Annotated in this window: 23 protein-coding genes; 22 read left to right on the top strand and 1 reads right to left on the bottom strand. The window is 45.2% G+C overall.

Annotated features, from left to right (window positions below):
• Positions 1 to 375, bottom strand: a complete 375-nt coding sequence (locus AOC21_RS07890; RefSeq protein WP_215391454.1) for a DUF2237 family protein — start codon at positions 373 to 375, stop codon at positions 1 to 3.
• A gap of 60 nt (positions 376 to 435) precedes the next feature.
• Between AOC21_RS07890 and AOC21_RS07885 the strand changes: the two genes are divergently transcribed.
• The 22 genes from AOC21_RS07885 to ccmI all read left to right on the top strand — a co-directional run bounded on the left by AOC21_RS07885 (position 436) and on the right by ccmI (position 15,836).
• A complete protein-coding gene (locus AOC21_RS07885) occupies positions 436 to 840 on the top strand; it encodes a thiol-disulfide oxidoreductase DCC family protein (RefSeq protein ID WP_215391453.1) in 405 nt (134 codons plus the stop codon).
• 44 nt (positions 841 to 884) lie between these two features.
• Entirely contained in the window at positions 885 to 1,385 is a 501-nt protein-coding gene (locus tag AOC21_RS07880) for a chalcone isomerase family protein (RefSeq protein WP_251371488.1), read from the top strand.
• A 3-nt stretch (positions 1,386 to 1,388) separates the two neighbouring features.
• Positions 1,389 to 1,937, top strand: a complete 549-nt coding sequence (locus AOC21_RS07875) for a DUF3833 domain-containing protein (protein WP_215391451.1) — start codon at positions 1,389 to 1,391, stop codon at positions 1,935 to 1,937.
• Positions 1,938 to 2,007: 70 nt separating this feature from the next.
• Positions 2,008 to 2,541 carry a superoxide dismutase family protein gene (locus AOC21_RS07870; RefSeq protein ID WP_215391450.1) on the top strand — a complete coding sequence of 178 codons (534 nt, stop codon included), beginning with the start codon at positions 2,008 to 2,010 and terminating at the stop codon, positions 2,539 to 2,541.
• 37 nt (positions 2,542 to 2,578) lie between these two features.
• Positions 2,579 to 3,025, top strand: coding sequence for a DUF2452 domain-containing protein (locus AOC21_RS07865; RefSeq protein WP_215391449.1), 447 nt, complete (start codon positions 2,579 to 2,581; stop codon positions 3,023 to 3,025).
• Between the two features lie 28 nt (positions 3,026 to 3,053).
• Positions 3,054 to 4,034 (top strand): quinone oxidoreductase, encoded by a 981-nt coding sequence (locus AOC21_RS07860; protein WP_215391448.1) that lies wholly within the window; start codon positions 3,054 to 3,056, stop codon positions 4,032 to 4,034.
• Between the two features lie 128 nt (positions 4,035 to 4,162).
• Complete coding sequence (locus tag AOC21_RS07855) at positions 4,163 to 4,528, top strand: carboxypeptidase-like regulatory domain-containing protein (protein ID WP_251371487.1); 366 nt, start codon at positions 4,163 to 4,165, stop codon at positions 4,526 to 4,528.
• Between the two features lie 91 nt (positions 4,529 to 4,619).
• Positions 4,620 to 5,474 (top strand): metal-dependent hydrolase, encoded by an 855-nt coding sequence (locus tag AOC21_RS07850; protein ID WP_215391446.1) that lies wholly within the window; start codon positions 4,620 to 4,622, stop codon positions 5,472 to 5,474.
• 32 nt (positions 5,475 to 5,506) lie between these two features.
• Positions 5,507 to 6,250, top strand: coding sequence for a transporter substrate-binding domain-containing protein (locus tag AOC21_RS07845; protein WP_215391445.1), 744 nt, complete (start codon positions 5,507 to 5,509; stop codon positions 6,248 to 6,250).
• 9 nt (positions 6,251 to 6,259) lie between these two features.
• Positions 6,260 to 7,231 (top strand): tripartite tricarboxylate transporter substrate binding protein, encoded by a 972-nt coding sequence (locus AOC21_RS07840; RefSeq protein ID WP_215391444.1) that lies wholly within the window; start codon positions 6,260 to 6,262, stop codon positions 7,229 to 7,231.
• 127 nt (positions 7,232 to 7,358) lie between these two features.
• The gene (locus tag AOC21_RS07835) at positions 7,359 to 7,784 is read left to right on the top strand and encodes a MarR family winged helix-turn-helix transcriptional regulator (protein WP_371817786.1); all 426 of its coding nucleotides are present in this window, start codon (positions 7,359 to 7,361) and stop codon (positions 7,782 to 7,784) included.
• Between the two features lie 19 nt (positions 7,785 to 7,803).
• Entirely contained in the window at positions 7,804 to 8,217 is a 414-nt protein-coding gene (locus AOC21_RS07830; protein WP_215391442.1) for a DoxX family protein, read from the top strand.
• Between the two features lie 41 nt (positions 8,218 to 8,258).
• On the top strand, positions 8,259 to 8,810 hold the full coding sequence (locus tag AOC21_RS07825; protein WP_215391441.1) for a flavodoxin family protein: 552 nt from the start codon (positions 8,259 to 8,261) through the stop codon (positions 8,808 to 8,810).
• 200 nt (positions 8,811 to 9,010) lie between these two features.
• On the top strand, positions 9,011 to 9,658 hold the full coding sequence (gene ccmA, locus AOC21_RS07820) for a cytochrome c biogenesis heme-transporting ATPase CcmA (RefSeq protein ID WP_215391440.1): 648 nt from the start codon (positions 9,011 to 9,013) through the stop codon (positions 9,656 to 9,658).
• Positions 9,655 to 10,320 carry a heme exporter protein CcmB gene (gene ccmB / locus AOC21_RS07815; protein WP_215391439.1) on the top strand — a complete coding sequence of 222 codons (666 nt, stop codon included), beginning with the start codon at positions 9,655 to 9,657 and terminating at the stop codon, positions 10,318 to 10,320. Before ccmA ends, ccmB begins: the two co-directional genes overlap by 4 nt.
• The gene (gene ccmC, locus AOC21_RS07810; RefSeq protein WP_215391438.1) at positions 10,317 to 11,087 is read left to right on the top strand and encodes a heme ABC transporter permease CcmC; all 771 of its coding nucleotides are present in this window, start codon (positions 10,317 to 10,319) and stop codon (positions 11,085 to 11,087) included. The genes ccmB and ccmC overlap by 4 nt, the downstream gene beginning before the upstream one ends.
• Complete coding sequence (ccmD, locus tag AOC21_RS07805) at positions 11,087 to 11,275, top strand: heme exporter protein CcmD (RefSeq protein WP_215391437.1); 189 nt, start codon at positions 11,087 to 11,089, stop codon at positions 11,273 to 11,275. The genes ccmC and ccmD overlap by 1 nt, the downstream gene beginning before the upstream one ends.
• Positions 11,272 to 11,718, top strand: a complete 447-nt coding sequence (gene ccmE / locus AOC21_RS07800; RefSeq protein WP_215391436.1) for a cytochrome c maturation protein CcmE — start codon at positions 11,272 to 11,274, stop codon at positions 11,716 to 11,718. The genes ccmD and ccmE overlap by 4 nt, the downstream gene beginning before the upstream one ends.
• Positions 11,715 to 13,634: a heme lyase CcmF/NrfE family subunit gene (locus AOC21_RS07795; protein WP_215391435.1), complete on the top strand. Its 1,920-nt coding sequence runs from the start codon at positions 11,715 to 11,717 to the stop codon at positions 13,632 to 13,634. The genes ccmE and AOC21_RS07795 overlap by 4 nt, the downstream gene beginning before the upstream one ends.
• Positions 13,631 to 14,161, top strand: coding sequence for a DsbE family thiol:disulfide interchange protein (locus AOC21_RS07790; protein ID WP_215391434.1), 531 nt, complete (start codon positions 13,631 to 13,633; stop codon positions 14,159 to 14,161). The genes AOC21_RS07795 and AOC21_RS07790 overlap by 4 nt, the downstream gene beginning before the upstream one ends.
• Positions 14,158 to 14,628 carry a cytochrome c-type biogenesis protein gene (locus tag AOC21_RS07785; RefSeq protein WP_215391433.1) on the top strand — a complete coding sequence of 157 codons (471 nt, stop codon included), beginning with the start codon at positions 14,158 to 14,160 and terminating at the stop codon, positions 14,626 to 14,628. Before AOC21_RS07790 ends, AOC21_RS07785 begins: the two co-directional genes overlap by 4 nt.
• Positions 14,625 to 15,836, top strand: coding sequence for a c-type cytochrome biogenesis protein CcmI (ccmI, locus tag AOC21_RS07780; protein ID WP_215391432.1), 1,212 nt, complete (start codon positions 14,625 to 14,627; stop codon positions 15,834 to 15,836). The genes AOC21_RS07785 and ccmI overlap by 4 nt, the downstream gene beginning before the upstream one ends.
• Position 15,837 lies beyond the last annotated feature (1 nt).

Raw genomic sequence — 15,837 nt, 5'->3', positions numbered from 1 at the left:
TTACACTTCTCTCGCATATTCTTTCAGAATATTGAGAGGTACTGTTTCCAATGCTTTGATATGGGTACTTTCTAATTTGATGAATGGCGCGCAATTCGCATTCAACGCTTCAACCCAGCGATTGATGCACAAACACCATTGGTCACCCGCAACTAATCCTGGGAAGCGATACTCTGGCCTTGGTGTGATCAGATCATTGCCCTTTTGTAGGCTAAATTGTAAAAATTCATCGGTCACGATTGCGCAGACTAAGTGACTGCCCACATCCTCTTCGTTGGTTTTGCAGCATCCATCTCTAAAGAACCCTGTTAAAGGATTAAATGAGCACGGAATGAGCGGCTCTCCAAATACATTTAGCGCAATTTCTTTTTGCATATCAACCTTGAAATATCTGTATCAGCCAGTTTATTGAATAAGTCGTAAACTTGCTCAATCATGACTCAACTAGAGAAACTCACCCTGTTTTACGATGGCGCTTGTCCTTTGTGCCAGGCAGAGATTCTTTTTTTATCTGGCCGCAATCAGGGCAATCTATTGGATTTTGTTGACATTAATTCCGATCAGTTTGATCCGCAAAAAGTAGGCGTCTCCTGTGAAGCTGCATTGGCAGCTATGTATGGGCAATTTGCTAGTGGTCAATTGATTCAAGGCGTTTCCGTTTTTCCTGAAGCCTATCGTCGGGCAAATCTACCGCGGATGGCGTGGCTCTTTTCAAGAAGGCCTCTACAACCATTTTTAAGATTAGCCTATCTCTTTTTTGCTAAGAACAGACATGCCATTTCTAGCCTCTTGGGTCCCGCTGCATTGCGTCTAGTGAAGTCAAAATCGGCAACCAAATGAAGACTATTCGAATTGTATTTATCACTGCGTTATTAGGTTTTCTAATGCCGACTAGCTTTGCTCGTGATCCTTTGGAGCTACCGGTACAGTTAAGCGCAGCAAAACTACAAGGCAGTGGTCGACTGACTTGGTGGGGTCTACATATTTATGACGCCTCTTTTTATCGAGTGGGTTCGTTATCTTCTTCTGAGTTTGCGTTGGAAATGCGGTATCAAAAATCTTTTTCTGGTGCAGCTATCGCCAATCGCAGTGTCGAGGAGATGAAGCGCATTGGCGTTTCAGATGCGCAGGCAGCGCTTTGGGGGAGGGAGTTAACTGCTTTCTTGCCCAATGTAGAGTCTGGCCACACCTTGATAGCGATCTACTCCCCTAAACAAGGGACTACTTTCTATCACGATGGCAAACAGATTGCCCAAATTCCGGGTACTGAATTCCCTAAGGCGTTTTTTGGTATTTGGTTGGATCCCAAAACCAGCGCGCCTAAGCTTCGCTCAGAATTGCTCGGACAGACTTGTCCACCACCACTTTTCAATGAGGCTTGCTAAGTTATGAAATCTATTTTGACTCGTTTTATATTCACAGCCTTTTGTACGGCGCTTTTAGTTTCATGTACATCACCTCAGGTATCTCAATATGCTTCAGAAAAACCTGCCCTAGATTTAAGTGAATATTTTTCAGGAACCATCGATGCCTATGGCATCTTTACAGATCGCAGTGGCGAGGTGAAAAAACGTTTTACCGTTTTAATCAAAGCCAATTGGAGTGTTGTTAATGGTAAAAAAGTCGGCACTTTAGATGAAAGTTTTGAATATTCTGATGGCACAAAGCAAAAGCGCATCTGGACTTTAACTGAACAGTCACCAGGCCAATATATTGGTAGGGCAGATGATGTGGTTGGGGATGCGCAGGGCCAATTAGCTGGAAATGCCCTGAATTGGACATATACCCTTGCGTTGCCGGTAGATGGCACTATTTATAACGTGCAATTTAATGACTGGATGTACCTAGTCACCCCCAAGGTGATGCTCAATAAGGCCAAGATGAGCAAGTTTGGGATTGATTTGGGTGAGGTTACTTTGAGCTTCTATAAGCGCTAAGCAAAAGCTCTCGATTTGTGTCACACTTTCTTGGAGGGCGCCCGTGAGCACCCAATCCAAGGAGATCTAAATGAATATGAAATTAAAACAAGTTTCTATTGCGTTAGCGGTGATGGGAATTTTGTCATTGGTAGCCTGTCAATCGATGGAACAAGGTACTGGGCAAAAGGCTAGCGCAAGTTTAGATTCAAGATCAGGATCTCAGGCCAAGGGTGAAGTGATGTTCACTTGGCAAGGAAATGATGTTCTCATCAACGGTAAATTCTCTGGCTTGAAGCCAAATTCAGAGCAAGGATTTCATGTTCATGAAAAAGGAGACTGTTCCGCTCCAGATGCAATGAGCGCAGGTGGTCACTTTAATCCTGAGACAAAATCTCATGGCATGCCAAATAGCGGCATGAATCATGCAGGTGATTTACCAAACATTAAATCAGATGCGAGTGGTAACGCCACTTACACTGCTAAGTTGCATGGGTTTGCTGTGAACACTGGACCAACTGGCATTGTTGGCCGCTCAGTAGTAGTGCATCGTGATCCAGATGATTACAAATCTCAGCCAGCTGGAAATTCCGGTCCACGGATTGCTTGTGGCTTGATTAAGTAATTCCTATATTCATTAAATTAGTACATACAGGGCATTCATGAGAATCGAAGATACCGATCCAGCGCGCCACGCAGCGATTGAATATCCAATGGAAGTGGGTGCCCCTGTATTTGCGCCTATCAAGGTCACAGAAGAAAAAGATAAGGCTGTAAATGTAGCGCGCCAAAATGCCAAGCTTGAGTACGACCGCATTATGGAGCAGGCTGAAGTGCTGATGAAGCAAGCTAAAGCTTTGCAAGCAAGGTTGGATGCCACTGAAATGGTGCACAGTGCTAAATTTGGTTTTAATCCTATTCACGGAAAAATTTATCACCTCTACTATGACAGTAGAAATAGCGTGAACGTCCTTATTCAGAATGGTCCAAGTGGCTGGAGTTGTGGTATTCCGGACGGCTGGACATATTCAATGGCGGTAAAGAAGTTGGGCGATAGCACTTGGGCGGTCGTTGAAGAGGATTCTACGGGCGCCCTTACTGTATTATGATTTTCAATAAAAAATAAATAGGTGACATGTGACAAAAGCAAGAGTAGTGAGTCTTACTGAACTCGGAAGCGCAGATGTAATCAAGGTAATCGATAAAGAGCTACCTCCGCCTGCAAAAGGTGAAGTGCAGATTCGTCAAACTGCGATTGGATTTAATTTCATCGACGTATATCAGCGCTCTGGCGTCTATCCACTAGAAATGCCTACTGGCCTGGGTCATGAGGCTGCCGGTGTAGTTGAGGTTGTGGGTGAGGGTGTCACGGACTTTAAAGTAGGCGATCATGTCGTTTATATGAATGCCGGTATTGGTGCTTACGCAAGTGCGCGTAACGTAGCGGCAGAAAAATTGGTTCAGATACCTAGCAACATTTCTGATGAAGTGGCTGCAGCTGTTTTCTTTAAGGCGATGACGGCGCAATATCTGGTGCAAAAAACTTATAAAGTTAAAGCAGGCGATATCGTTCTGGTACACGCAGCAGCTGGTGGTGTTGGTCAAATTCTGGCTGGCTGGGCAAAAGCATTGGGCGCATTTGTTGTGGGTACTGTGGGATCACCTGCAAAATTTGCCGCTGCTAAGGAGGCGGGTTGTGATGCAGTAGTTGACTATTCTCAGCCTCATTGGGTTGAGGATGTTCTTAAGGCCACTGGTGGTAAAAAAGCCAATGTCGTTTATGACTCTGTCGCCAAAACTACCTTCTTGGGATCTTTGGATTGCACTGCTCCATTTGGTACGGTTGCTTTGTTTGGTGCCGCATCTGGTCCAGCTCCGGAAATTCAGCCAGAAATTCTCAATAAAAAAGGCTGCCTGTTTTTAACAAGGCCTTCCGTATTTCCACATAACGCAACTTCCGCTTTATTAAAAGAAAATGCCAAAGCTGTATTTGATGCAATTGCCAAAGGGCATGTCAAGGTACAAATTGGCGCTAAGTTTTCTTTAGAGCAGGCTGCTGATGCGCATCGCGCTGCCGAAGGACGAAAAGTTTCAGGTGCTATTGTGATGACGCCTTAAGCTTAAGTGTTCTAGCGTACACAAGCCCCGTTACTTAAACAGCGGGGCTTTTTTTATGGCTGAATCGGTCGTAGTATGGATCAATGAAAACACTGCTAAAAATAATTTTTTCCACTTATCTAATTCTGATGGGCTCTTGGGCTGTGGCTCAAATTCCAGAGACGCAATATTCGCAAGGAATTTCTTATATTACTGGTGGTGTCGGAGAAGAGGAGACTCTTGCTATTCTTGCTGAAGCAAAGCAGTGGCCTCTGTTGTTGGAGATGTCTCAAATTAAAAATGGCAGAGGAGTTTGGATATTCGGTGCAACCATCCAAATCACTGACTCAAAGAGTTTGACTATTTTTGATGCACAAGCGGATGGTCCTTATATGCTGCTGAATTTAGTGCCTGGTGATTATGTAATGGAGGCGACATATCAAGGGGTAGCTCAAAAGAGGGGCGTCTCTATTAAGGCAAACTCCCCGCAAAAGATTTCTCTGTTCTGGAAGTAAGATCCCCAAAAATGATGCATTGCGTCATAAGCCTAAACAGTCAATTTGGTCTATAGTTTCTGGATTATTACGATAATCAGGAGACGCGCTAATGAAAAGCTTTTTAACTAAGGGTAGTTTGGGCCTATTACTCACAGCAGTTCTAGCTTCAGCCTCGACAATCAGTAGCGCGCAGAATGCTGCGCCCGCAGGAGCTCAAGGTAAGACCGAAGCGCTATGGCTTGGACAAGCAAGCTTTCGCATCAAATCGCCTCAGGGAAAAATGATTTTGATCGACCCCTGGATTACTGGTGGACCTAAGACGCCGCCAATCTATAAGAATGATTTAGCTGCGATTGGTCCGATTGATGTGCTGTTGGTGACTCATGCACACGTTGATCATATTGGTGATGCTCCGACTTTAGCGAAGATGAATAACATCAAGCTATATGGTCCGGCAGACATGATTACCCCCCTAACTACTTTAGGCGTGCTACCGGCAGATTTAGGTCATCGTTTTAATAAAACGGGCCGCGTTACGCCGTCTCCTGGAATTAAGGTTACAGCGGTGCAGGCTGAGCATTCATCGATATTAGTTTGGAAGAATCCTGCCACAGAAAAAATGGAGTCTCATCCCGCGGGAGAGGCCATGGGTTTCATCATAGAGTTAGAGAATGGGTTCAAGATTTGGCACATGGGTGACACCGGTTTATTTGGCGATATGAAATTTATTAGCGAGCACTACAAGCCAGATCTAGTCATGATTCCAATTGGTGGCAATTTCACAATGGCACCTGATGATGCTGCGTTTGCCTTGCGTACTTGGGTTAAACCAAAGATGGTCATACCGATGCACTACAACTCTAATCCCATGGCAAAAGGTACTTTGGCTGAGTTCCAAGCGGCTATGAAGGGTAGCAATATCAAAATCATCCCAATGACTGAAGGCGAAACTGTTCAGTTCTAATAGTTTCCACTTCATCAACATCGAAGGTTCTTTTGAATTCAATTTCTGAAGCGGTGAGGGCGCAACTCGCCCCTCACGGCGTTCTTTCTGCTGCTGTATATCTTGGCAACTTCTTATTAGTGACGGGCCGCAGTTCTTCGGGTGAGCCTACTGGAATAGCTCCAGACATTTGCCGCGCAATTGCAAAGCGCCTAGATGTGAGTTTGGAGCTAACGGGCTATGAAACTCAAGATCAGGTTGTGGATGCTGCGGCTTCTGGTAAGTGCGGCATTGTTTTGGTGGGCTCAGACCCAGCACGCGCTCAAAAGATTACTTTTACACCTGCTTATGCTGAGTTGGAGGCAACTTACTTGGTGTCTGCCGACTCACCAATTCAGGATATTACCCAGGTGGATCAACCTGGCGTGCGCATTGCCTCCTTTTTCAAGGGCGCATACGATCTTTGGTTGCAGCGTAATTTGAAATATGCCACATTAGTTCACGCTGATAGTATTCAGGCGAGCAATGAACTTTTTATCAGCGAGCGTCTAGATGCATTAGCTGGTCTTAAGATGGGCTTAGTTGCTTTTGCTAAAAAACATCCAGGCTTGCGTATATTGGATGGTCAGTTCACCGGGATTCAGCAGGGCATTGCAACTGAGAAATCTAACTTAGAGGCCATCACTTTTTTAAATGCTTGTGTTGAAGAATTCATTCGCAGTGGTTTGGTGACGGATTTAATTCGACAGTACCAAGTACAAGGTTTAGCTGCTGCACCCATACATCAAACTCTGTAGAAAAATAATATGAAAAAAATCGTTTTCACCTTGAGCGTATTGCTCGGATTATTAGTTTGTCATTTTGCAAATGCCCAAACCGGTAGTTATCCCAATCGCCAAATCAAGATCATTTCTCCATTTGCAACAGGCGGTATTGCGGATGGTTTTTCCAGAATTATTGCCCAGGGCTTAAGTGAGGCGTTTGGACAGCCGGTGATTGTAGAAAACAAGACTGGCGGCGGCGGCAATATTGGGGCAGACTTTGTCGCCAAGTCTCCGGCAGATGGTTACACCTTAATCATGGGTAGTATCGGTACGCATGCAGTGAATCCTTATTTAGTCAAAAGCATGCCCTATGACCCGCTGAAAGATTTTGTACCAGTAGTGTTTGTTCTGGATGCTGAGGGCTTATTGGCTGTTAACCCAAGTCTTCCAGCAAAGAATGTGCCTGAGTTGATTGCCTACTTAAAAGCAAATCCTGGAAAGGTGTCTTACGGCTCAGGCGGCATTGGTACCGCCAGTCATTTGGCGGGAGAACTTTTTGTGATGACTGCTAAAGTCGATATGACGCATATCCCTTACAAAGGAAATGCGCTCGCTATTACGGATTTGATTGGCGGCCAAACGCAAGTCATGTTTGCAACTATGCCAACCATTCTTCCTTATGTAAAAAGCGATAAGTTGCGAGGTCTAGCAGTTACGGGCGCAACGAGAGATCCATCGATGCCAGACTTGCCAAGCATTAGCGAAACCTTACCGGGCTTTGATGTGAAGAATTGGATTGGTCTATTTGCTCCAGTAGGCACAGCACCTGCAATCGTTAAAAAGTTACATGATGAAGTTAGTAAAATCATGCAGCAGACTGCAGTACAAAAGAAGTTGGAGTCAGAGGGCGCAAAGTTTTACGCAATGACGCCAGAGGCATTTGGGGCATTTCAGAAGAAAGAGTCTGCGCGCTGGGGCAAGATCATCAAAAGTGCCGGCATTAAGCCGGAATAAACTCTCGAAAACACTTCCGCACCCTGACCGCCAGGCAACCCCACCAATAAGGTGGGGTTTTTTTATTGCCTAATCTTGCATATAGTCTGTATTAGTACTAAAATAGTTCTAATAAGTACTTTATGTGATGCCAATGAACTTTTTACCTACCTTACGTAACCTGGTTTCCGCATATCAATCATTTGAGCGGTATTCAGCGCCCGATCTTAAGGCGATGGGAATGACCACCACCCAGTTTGATGTGATTGCCACCCTGGGAAATCAGCTGCCTATGACATGCAAGGAGCTTGGTAAAAAGACTTTAGTGACCAAGGGAACACTCACGGGCGTACTTGAGCGCCTTGAAGCAAAGGGGGTTTTGGAGCGCAAATTAAATCCAGAGGACGCACGTAGTCAAATGATTGGCTTAACAAAAGAAGGACAGACTTTATTTGAAAAAGTATTTCCAGCGCATCTTCAGCACTTAGAAAAAGCATTTTCCAAATTGAATAAAAGTGAATTAGAAGAGATAACAAAATCTTTGCAATTAATGAATCAAATTTTTACAAGTTAATTTATCAATAGGAGCGGGTATGAACACAACAAATCAATATTTGGTATTAGTCGCCAGAATCTTGATGTCAGCCATATTTATCTCAGCAGGCTTTTCCAAACTCTTGGGATTTGATGGTGTGACTGCCTATATTGCATCCAAGGGACTACCAATGCCGATGGTGATTGCTGGGTTCACTGTTGCCTTAGAAATCCTTGGCGGTTTAGCCATCATTGTTGGCTATAAAGCCCGTATTGCTGGCCTACTATTAGCTTTATTCACCATTCTGGCGGCCTTTATATTCCATAACTTCTGGGCCTTTCCTCCAGAGCAGGTCTACCTCCAGAACATCATGTTTATGAAGAACCTCAGTATGGCTGGTGGACTATTTTTATTAACCGTATTTGGTGCGGGTGGATATTCCATTGATGCAAGATGTGAAGTAAAGAAGTAAATAATTCAAATATTTAAAAACTCATTTTTAAGGAAAAAGAGATGACAAAAATTGCGGTGGTATTTCATAGTGGCTATGGTCACACAGTGAAACAAGCGGAAGCAGTTGCAAAAGGTGCTAACGCTACATTAGTGGCAATTGACGCCGAAGGGAATTTAACTGACGCACAGTGGGAAACCATCAATGCAGCAGATGCGATTGTTTTTGGTTCACCAACCTATATGGGTACAGTGAGCTGGCAATTTAAAAAGTTTGCTGACGCGAGTTCTAAGCAATGGTTCTCTCAGCAGTGGAAAGATAAAGTTTTTGGTGGCTTTACTAATTCAGCCACCATGAATGGCGATAAGCATTCCACGCTGCACTATTTCTTTACCTTGGCCATGCAACATTCTGGTTTGTGGGTTGGAACAGGCTTAATGCCTTCCAATTCCAAAGCTGCTAAGCGTGATGACGTTAACTATGTTGGCTCATCAGCTGGCGCGATGATGCAAACCCCTTCAGATGCAAGTGCCGATGAGGTAAATGCGGGTGACTTAGAGACCGCAAGACTCTACGGACAGCGTATTGCGGAAATTACTAAGCGTCTAAAGTGATCTTGACGTGAGCTAAGTAATTGATTTGATAGCGAAAACCACCCTTGGGTGGTTTTTTCTTTCTGGCTTAACTCAGTTTATAATTTCATAAGTAATTGAATTGAAAGGGAATATTTCCTTAATTCACCTTTTGCTGGTTTGACAGTCCCCAGGGGCTCTTGGACAATGCCTGGGGTGCTTGATTCAAGCCGCAAACCCTCATGACAGTCGATACCTTCTCCTCCCCCAGTAAGCCGTATTTCAAGCTCGAAGCGCGCACGCTTTGTTGTGTGCGCGGAGAAAGACGCTTATTTCAGGATCTCAACTTAACAGTCTCTAGTGGTGAGTGTTTGCACGTGCGTGGTGAGAACGGTGTTGGCAAAACGAGTCTATTAAGGCTGCTGACAGGTTTATCTACGCCAGAGGTTGGAGAGATTCTGTGGAATGGCCAGCTCATTACCAAGGACGTTTCTTCCTATCATCGTGAACTATTATTTTTGGGGCATCGGGATGCCTTAAAGGAGGATCTCACTGCACTAGAAAATCTGGAGCTCTATGCCGCACTTGATGACGTTCTTTTACCAGGCGACAAAGCTTTAGCTGCTCTCTGGCGTTTTGGTTTGCGTGGGCGTGAGCACTTGCCGGTCAATTGTTTATCAGCTGGACAAAAGCGTCGCGTCCTAATGGCTCGAATGTTGACACGCCAAGCCAAGTTATGGATTTTAGATGAGCCATTCAATGCGCTTGATACCCATGCGATCAAAGCCTTGCAGGGACTTATCGCTGAGCATGTAGAGCAAGGCGGCTTAGTAGTGTTCACTAGCCATCAAGAGGTGAGTCTTCCTCATATGAGGGTGCTAGACCTATGAAAGCCTTGTTCGCCATCATCCACCGTGATTTGCTCTTAGTGATGCGTCGCAAGAGTGAGGTGCTCACAGCCCTGTTTTTTTTCGTCGTGGTGACTAGCTTGTTTCCGCTAGGCATCGGCGCAGATGCAGCCTTACTCCGAAAAATTGCACCAGGTGTGCTCTGGGTTGCAGCCTTGTTATCGACTTTGTTGGGCTTACATCGTATGTTTGCGGCTGACTATCAAGATGGCACATTAGAGCAGCTTGCTTTATCGCCCCAGCCGATGGTGCTGCTAGTAACCGGAAAAATAATTGCTCACTGGATTGTATGTGGCCTACCGCTCGTGCTTTTGGCTCCTGTTATTGGCATTCAGTTTGATCTGGATGCTAGCTCTTTATATGTACTGATGGGCACTCTCTTATTGGGTACGCCAGTGCTATCCTTGATAGGCTCCATAGGCGCAGCACTGACCTTGGGGGTAAGAGGAGGCAGCGTGTTATTGAGCTTATTGATTCTGCCTTTATATATTCCTGTGCTTATTTTTGGTGCTGGCGCTGTTTATGCAACTAGCGTTGGCTTAGATGTATCAGGTCATTTTTCGTTGCTAGGCGCGTTATTGATTTTGGCTTTAGCATTTGTTCCTTGGGTCAGTAGTGCAGCTGTAAAGATTGCGATTGAATGAGTCAAGTAAATAATTTTTCTAATCACCGCTTGGTTAACTGGTTTAAGTTATCTAGCCCCAGCACCTTTTACCCGGTGGCGGGTAAGCTCATCCCATTCTTTTGGGTACTGGCTTTTTTATTTGGTGCCGCGGGTTTGTGGGTTAGCTTTTTCGTTGCACCGGTAGATGCTGTTCAGGGGCAGGGCTATCGCATCATCTTTATCCATGTACCTGCCTCATGGATGTCAATGTTCATTTATTTAGTGATGGCCGCATGGGCGGGTCTAGGTCTAGTTTTTAATACCCGCTTATCTGCCATGATGGCTCAAGCACTGGCTCCAATAGGTGCATGGATGGCATTCCTATCTTTGTGGACTGGTGCTTTTTGGGGTAAGCCTATGTGGGGTGCTTGGTGGGTCTGGGATGCACGCCTCACCTCAGAGCTTATTCTCTTGTTTCTTTACCTAGGCTTTATTGCTTTGCGAGCATCCATCGACGATCCTCGTCGTGCTGATAAGGCAAGCGCTATTTTGGCATTGGTAGGCGTTGTGAACGTACCTATTATTTATTTCTCTGTGAAATGGTGGAATACCTTGCATCAGGGTGCTTCTGTTTCCTTGACTAAAGCACCTGCAATGGCTCAAACCATGCTGTGGGGAATGCTTTTGATGGCTTTGTGCTTTTGGATGCACTCCATTGCAGTCGCCTTAATGCGAGTAAGGGCAATCATCTTGGAGCGCGAGGCCCATGCTGATTGGGTGAGACAATTAAATGAGGTGAAAAGCTGATGTGGAATAGCCCTTCCGAGTTTTTTGCTATGGGTGGCTACGCACTGTACGTGTGGAGTAGTTTTGGTGTTTGTGCACTTGTGTTGGTATTGGAGCCCCTGCTTGTACGTGCTCGATTTAAAGCGATTGTTCGCAGACTAAAGCAAGAGCAATTAGCAGAACAGTTTGATAAAGAGATTGGTCAGTGAAGCCTAGACATAAACGTGCATTGATGATTGTTGCAGCCCTGATTGCTATCGGTGTGGCTGCATTATTAATATTGAATGCGCTCAATAGCAATATTGCTTTGTATGTAACCCCGAGTGAAGTTGCTTCAGGTAAGGCCCCTCAAGGCCAAGCATTTCGAATTGGCGGTATGGTCAAAGACGGCTCATTGAAGCGTGATGGCCTAACAGTGCATTTTGTGATCACTGATCTAGTCAAAGCTATTCCAGTTGCTTATACGGGCATTCTTCCGGATTTATTTAAAGAAGGTAAGGGCGCAGTGATTCAAGGCCGCATGAATGCAAATGGTGAATTTATTGCTAGTGAAGTCTTGGCTAAGCACGACGAGAATTACATGCCCCCAGAAGCTAAGCACGCCTTAGATCAAGCCCAAAAAAATAGCAGTAACAATGGAAGCGCTAAATGATTCCTGAGTTTGGGCATTACGCATTAGTTCTGGCGCTTTGTATTGGCCTCATTCAAGGGGTATTGCCTTTGTTGGGCGCGCACTTTGGTCGTCGTGACTGGTTGGTCTTGGCGCGGCCTGCTGCCCAAACAGTTTTCTTATTGCTTGCAATTGCCTTTGGAATATTGGCTTGGAGTTTTTATGTCAATGATTTCTCTGTACTCTATGTTGCTGAGCATTCCAATTCACAACTACCAGTTATATATCGATTAGGTGCAGTTTGGGGTGGTCATGAAGGCTCGCTCTTGTTGTGGATTTTTTTGCTTGCCACCTGGACCATCTTGGTTGCCCAGCTGTCTAAGGCCTTAGATGATTTTATGGTGGCGCGAGTCATCGGCGTATTGGGCTTGGTTACCAGTGGTTTATTGTTATTTGTTTTAACCACCTCAAATCCGTTTGAACGTTTATTGCCGGCAGCTCAAGATGGCCGCTCTTTAAATCCGCTCCTGCAAGATCCTGGTTTGGTATTTCATCCGCCAATGCTCTACATGGGTTATGTTGGTTTCTCGGTAGCCTTTGCATTTGCCATTGCTTCTTTGTTATCAGGCAGATTAGATGCTGCATGGGCACGTTGGTCACGTCCATGGACTACTGCCGCTTGGGTTTTTCTGACGCTCGGTATTGCTCTGGGTTCCTGGTGGGCTTATTACGAATTAGGTTGGGGCGGTTGGTGGTTCTGGGATCCGGTTGAGAACGCTTCTTTTATTCCGTGGCTTGTTGGTACTGCCTTATTGCATTCTTTAGCAGTTACTGAAAAGCGTGGCGGCTTTAAGAGTTGGACTGTGCTCTTGGCGATCACCGCATTCTCTTTATCTTTGCTGGGAACCTTCTTGGTTCGTTCTGGCGTGTTGACTTCAGTGCATGCGTTTGCGACTGATCCGCGACGCGGCATTTTTATCCTAATCTTTTTATCCCTGGTGGTTGGATCATCTCTAGTACTGTATGCATGGCGTGCGCCCAAGAGTTCAATGGGCGGTAAATTTAGCCTGAGCTCTAGAGAAACATTTATTTTGCTTGGCAATGTCTTCTTGGTAGTTTCTGCTGGATCTGTATTGCTGGGTACTTTATATCCATTGCTGATTGATGCTTTGCATTTGGGCAAGATTTCTGTAGGACCTCCTTATTTCAATAGCGTATTTGTTCCTATCATGGTCCCGTTGTTGGTATTGATGGGCATTGGCCCATGGGCTAGCTGGAAGCAAAGTAACTTGTTAACCATCATCAAGCGTTTATGGATTGCTGGGCTGGTTGCTTTAATTGCAGGCATCTCCATTCCTTTGATCATGGGTCAATTTACTTGGCTTGCAGGCATGGGCTTCATGTTGGCGTTCTGGGTGATTGCTTCAGGCTGCATGCAAATTGTTCGCCAAGCTAAAGCTGGTAAGCCCACACGTTCTTTTATTGGCATGCAAGTGGCCCATTTAGGTATTGCCGTGTTTGTCATCGGTGTCACGATGGTGGGGGCTTACCAAGAAGAAAAAGATGTGCGTATGTCAGCGGGCGATACAGTAACAGTTGGGGGTTATCAAATTCAGCTGCAGGGTGTCAATGCCGCTCGTGGACCGAACTATCAAGCAATGCGCGGCACATTCTTGCTATCAAAGAATGGCGGCAGTCAGATTAACCTTTATCCAGAGAAGAGAAGTTACTTCTCTTCAACCATGCCGATGACTGAGGCAGCAATTGATGCAGGGCTGACTCGCGATATTTATGTATCTCTTGGTGAAGAGCTGGGAGATCAGTCTTGGGCTGTACGTGTTTACTACAAGCCTTTTGTAGATTGGATTTGGGGCGGTTGCTTGTTAATGGCTTTAGGAGGTGTGTTGGCCATGTCGGATAAGCGTTATCGCCTGAAGTTAAAGAGCAAGTTTGCATGAAGGCAAAATTTTTAATTCCCCTTTTCTTGTTTGTAGGCTTAGTTGTCTTTTTGGCTATTGGCTTGAATCGCGATCCGCATGAAGTGCCTTCGCCATTTATTAACAAACCAGCGCCAGCATTTGATATTCCTCAGTTAGCCGAAGGTGGTAAAACGTTTTCACCGGCAAGCATGAAGGGTCAAGTGTGGATTCTGAATGTTTGGGCATCCTGGTGTGTGGCTTGTCGCGAGGAGCATCCGGTTTTGGTTGAGCTGGCTAAATCGCAAATGGCACCAGTCATTGGTCTGGACTATAAAGATAAGCGTGAAGATGCCTTGGCTATGTTAGCTAAGCAAGGTAATCCATATACCCTCTCTGCTTTTGATGGCAATGGCCGGGTTGGTATTGATTACGGTGTTTATGGCGTTCCAGAGACCTACATTATTGATAAGACCGGAATCATTCGCTTTAAACATATCGGCCCACTTACGATGGATTTGTTGAATCAAAAAATTTATCCTCTACTGAGTGAGCTGAAAAAATCATGAAAACGATTTTCTTAGTCGCTATTTTTGTATTTAGTCTAGGTGGCGCTATTGCTAATGAGGCTGCACCATTGGCAGATGATCCTTTAACTGAGCAACGCCTCATTAGTATTTCAGAAGAAATGCGTTGCTTGGTATGTCAAAACGAATCTTTAGCTGGCTCACGTTCTGATTTGGCAAATGATTTGCGTCGAGAAATACGGACACTCATTAAAGAAGGTAAGAGTGACGATCAAATTCGTAACTTTATGGTTGAACGTTATGGCGATTTTGTTTTGTATCGTCCACCAGTCAAGCCTGTCACCTGGCTGCTATGGATTGGACCATTCGTTATTTTGCTGATTGGTATTGCGGGCTTATTGACTTATTTACGACGCAGAAATAGCAGCGTCCCCAATATCACTCTGACCGCTGCAGATAATCAGAAGATTGATGCGATGCTCAACGCAGCTGACAAGAAAGAAGGATGAACTTAGTGACTAGTTTCTTAATTCCAGCTTTTCTGCTGCTGATATTGGTCTTGGTCTTGCTGTTGCGCCCCTTTATTTTCCCCGCGAAGAGTAAGGCGACATCACGTCGGCAGATGAACGCCACGATTTACCGAGAAGAGTTAGATAAATTAGAGGCCGAGCATGCTGCTGGCGTGATAACTGCTGTTGATTATGAGATTGCCCATGCAGAAATGCGCCAACGTCTTTTTCAAGACACGATTGAAGAGGATGATCGAGAAGTTGAGGGCTCCTCAAAGAAAACTGCCATTGGCCTATGCATCTTTATTGTCTTGCTATCTTCAGCGCTGTATTTCTCTTTAGGTGATGCTGTCCGCATAGCCCAAAGTAATTCTGAGAAGCCGGTAACTCAAGAGGGTGTTGAAAAAATGGTGGCTGAATTTGCCATCAAGATGGAAAAAGATCCAAGTAACTTAAAAGGTTGGGCGATGCTCGCTCGATCTTATCGAATTTTGGGTCGCAACGAGGATGCCGCCAAAGCATATGCACGCGCAGGCAACTTTATTGATTCTGATCCGCAGTTATTAGCAGACTATGCAGATGTCCTGGCGACTAACGCAAACGGTAGTTTTGCTGGTAAGCCTTTGCAATTGATTAATCAGGCCCTTAAGCTGGACCCCAATAATCTAATGGCGCTTTGGCTTTCTGGAACGGCAGCTTATGGCTCTGGTAATTACAAGTCCGCAGTGCAGACTTGGGAGAAGCTGGCAAAACAAATACCGCCTGATACCGATGAAGCACGTGCTATCCAAGGATCGATTGCTGAGGCTCGTTCTAAGGGTGGCTTAGCTAGTGCTGCAGCTGGTCAAGCCCCCATAGCCTCTTCCAGAAAATCTATTAGCGGCAAGATTGAACTATCGGCTGACATTAAATCCAAGATTCAGCCAGGCGATATCGTGATGGTGATTGCGCGCAAGCCTGGAGAGCGTATGCCAGTAGCTGTCTTAAAAGTAGCTGCAACAAACTTTCCATTGAGTTTTGTCTTAAATGATACTTTGGCAATGAATCCTAGTGCGCCACTCTCGCAATTATCGGAGGCGAGTATCGAAGTACGTATCTCTAAAACAGGAATGGCCAAACCTGAAGCGGGAGATTTAATCTCTACAGTGCAAACGGTTCAGGTTGGCGCTAGCAATGTTCGCCTACTAGTCGACCAAGTTCGACAGTAAA

The organism is Polynucleobacter sp. VK25 (assembly GCF_018687355.1).
Lineage (GTDB): Bacteria > Pseudomonadota > Gammaproteobacteria > Burkholderiales > Burkholderiaceae > Polynucleobacter.
Note: the sequence above shows the minus strand (reverse complement) of the source record. Positions and strands in the feature narration are given on the sequence as shown.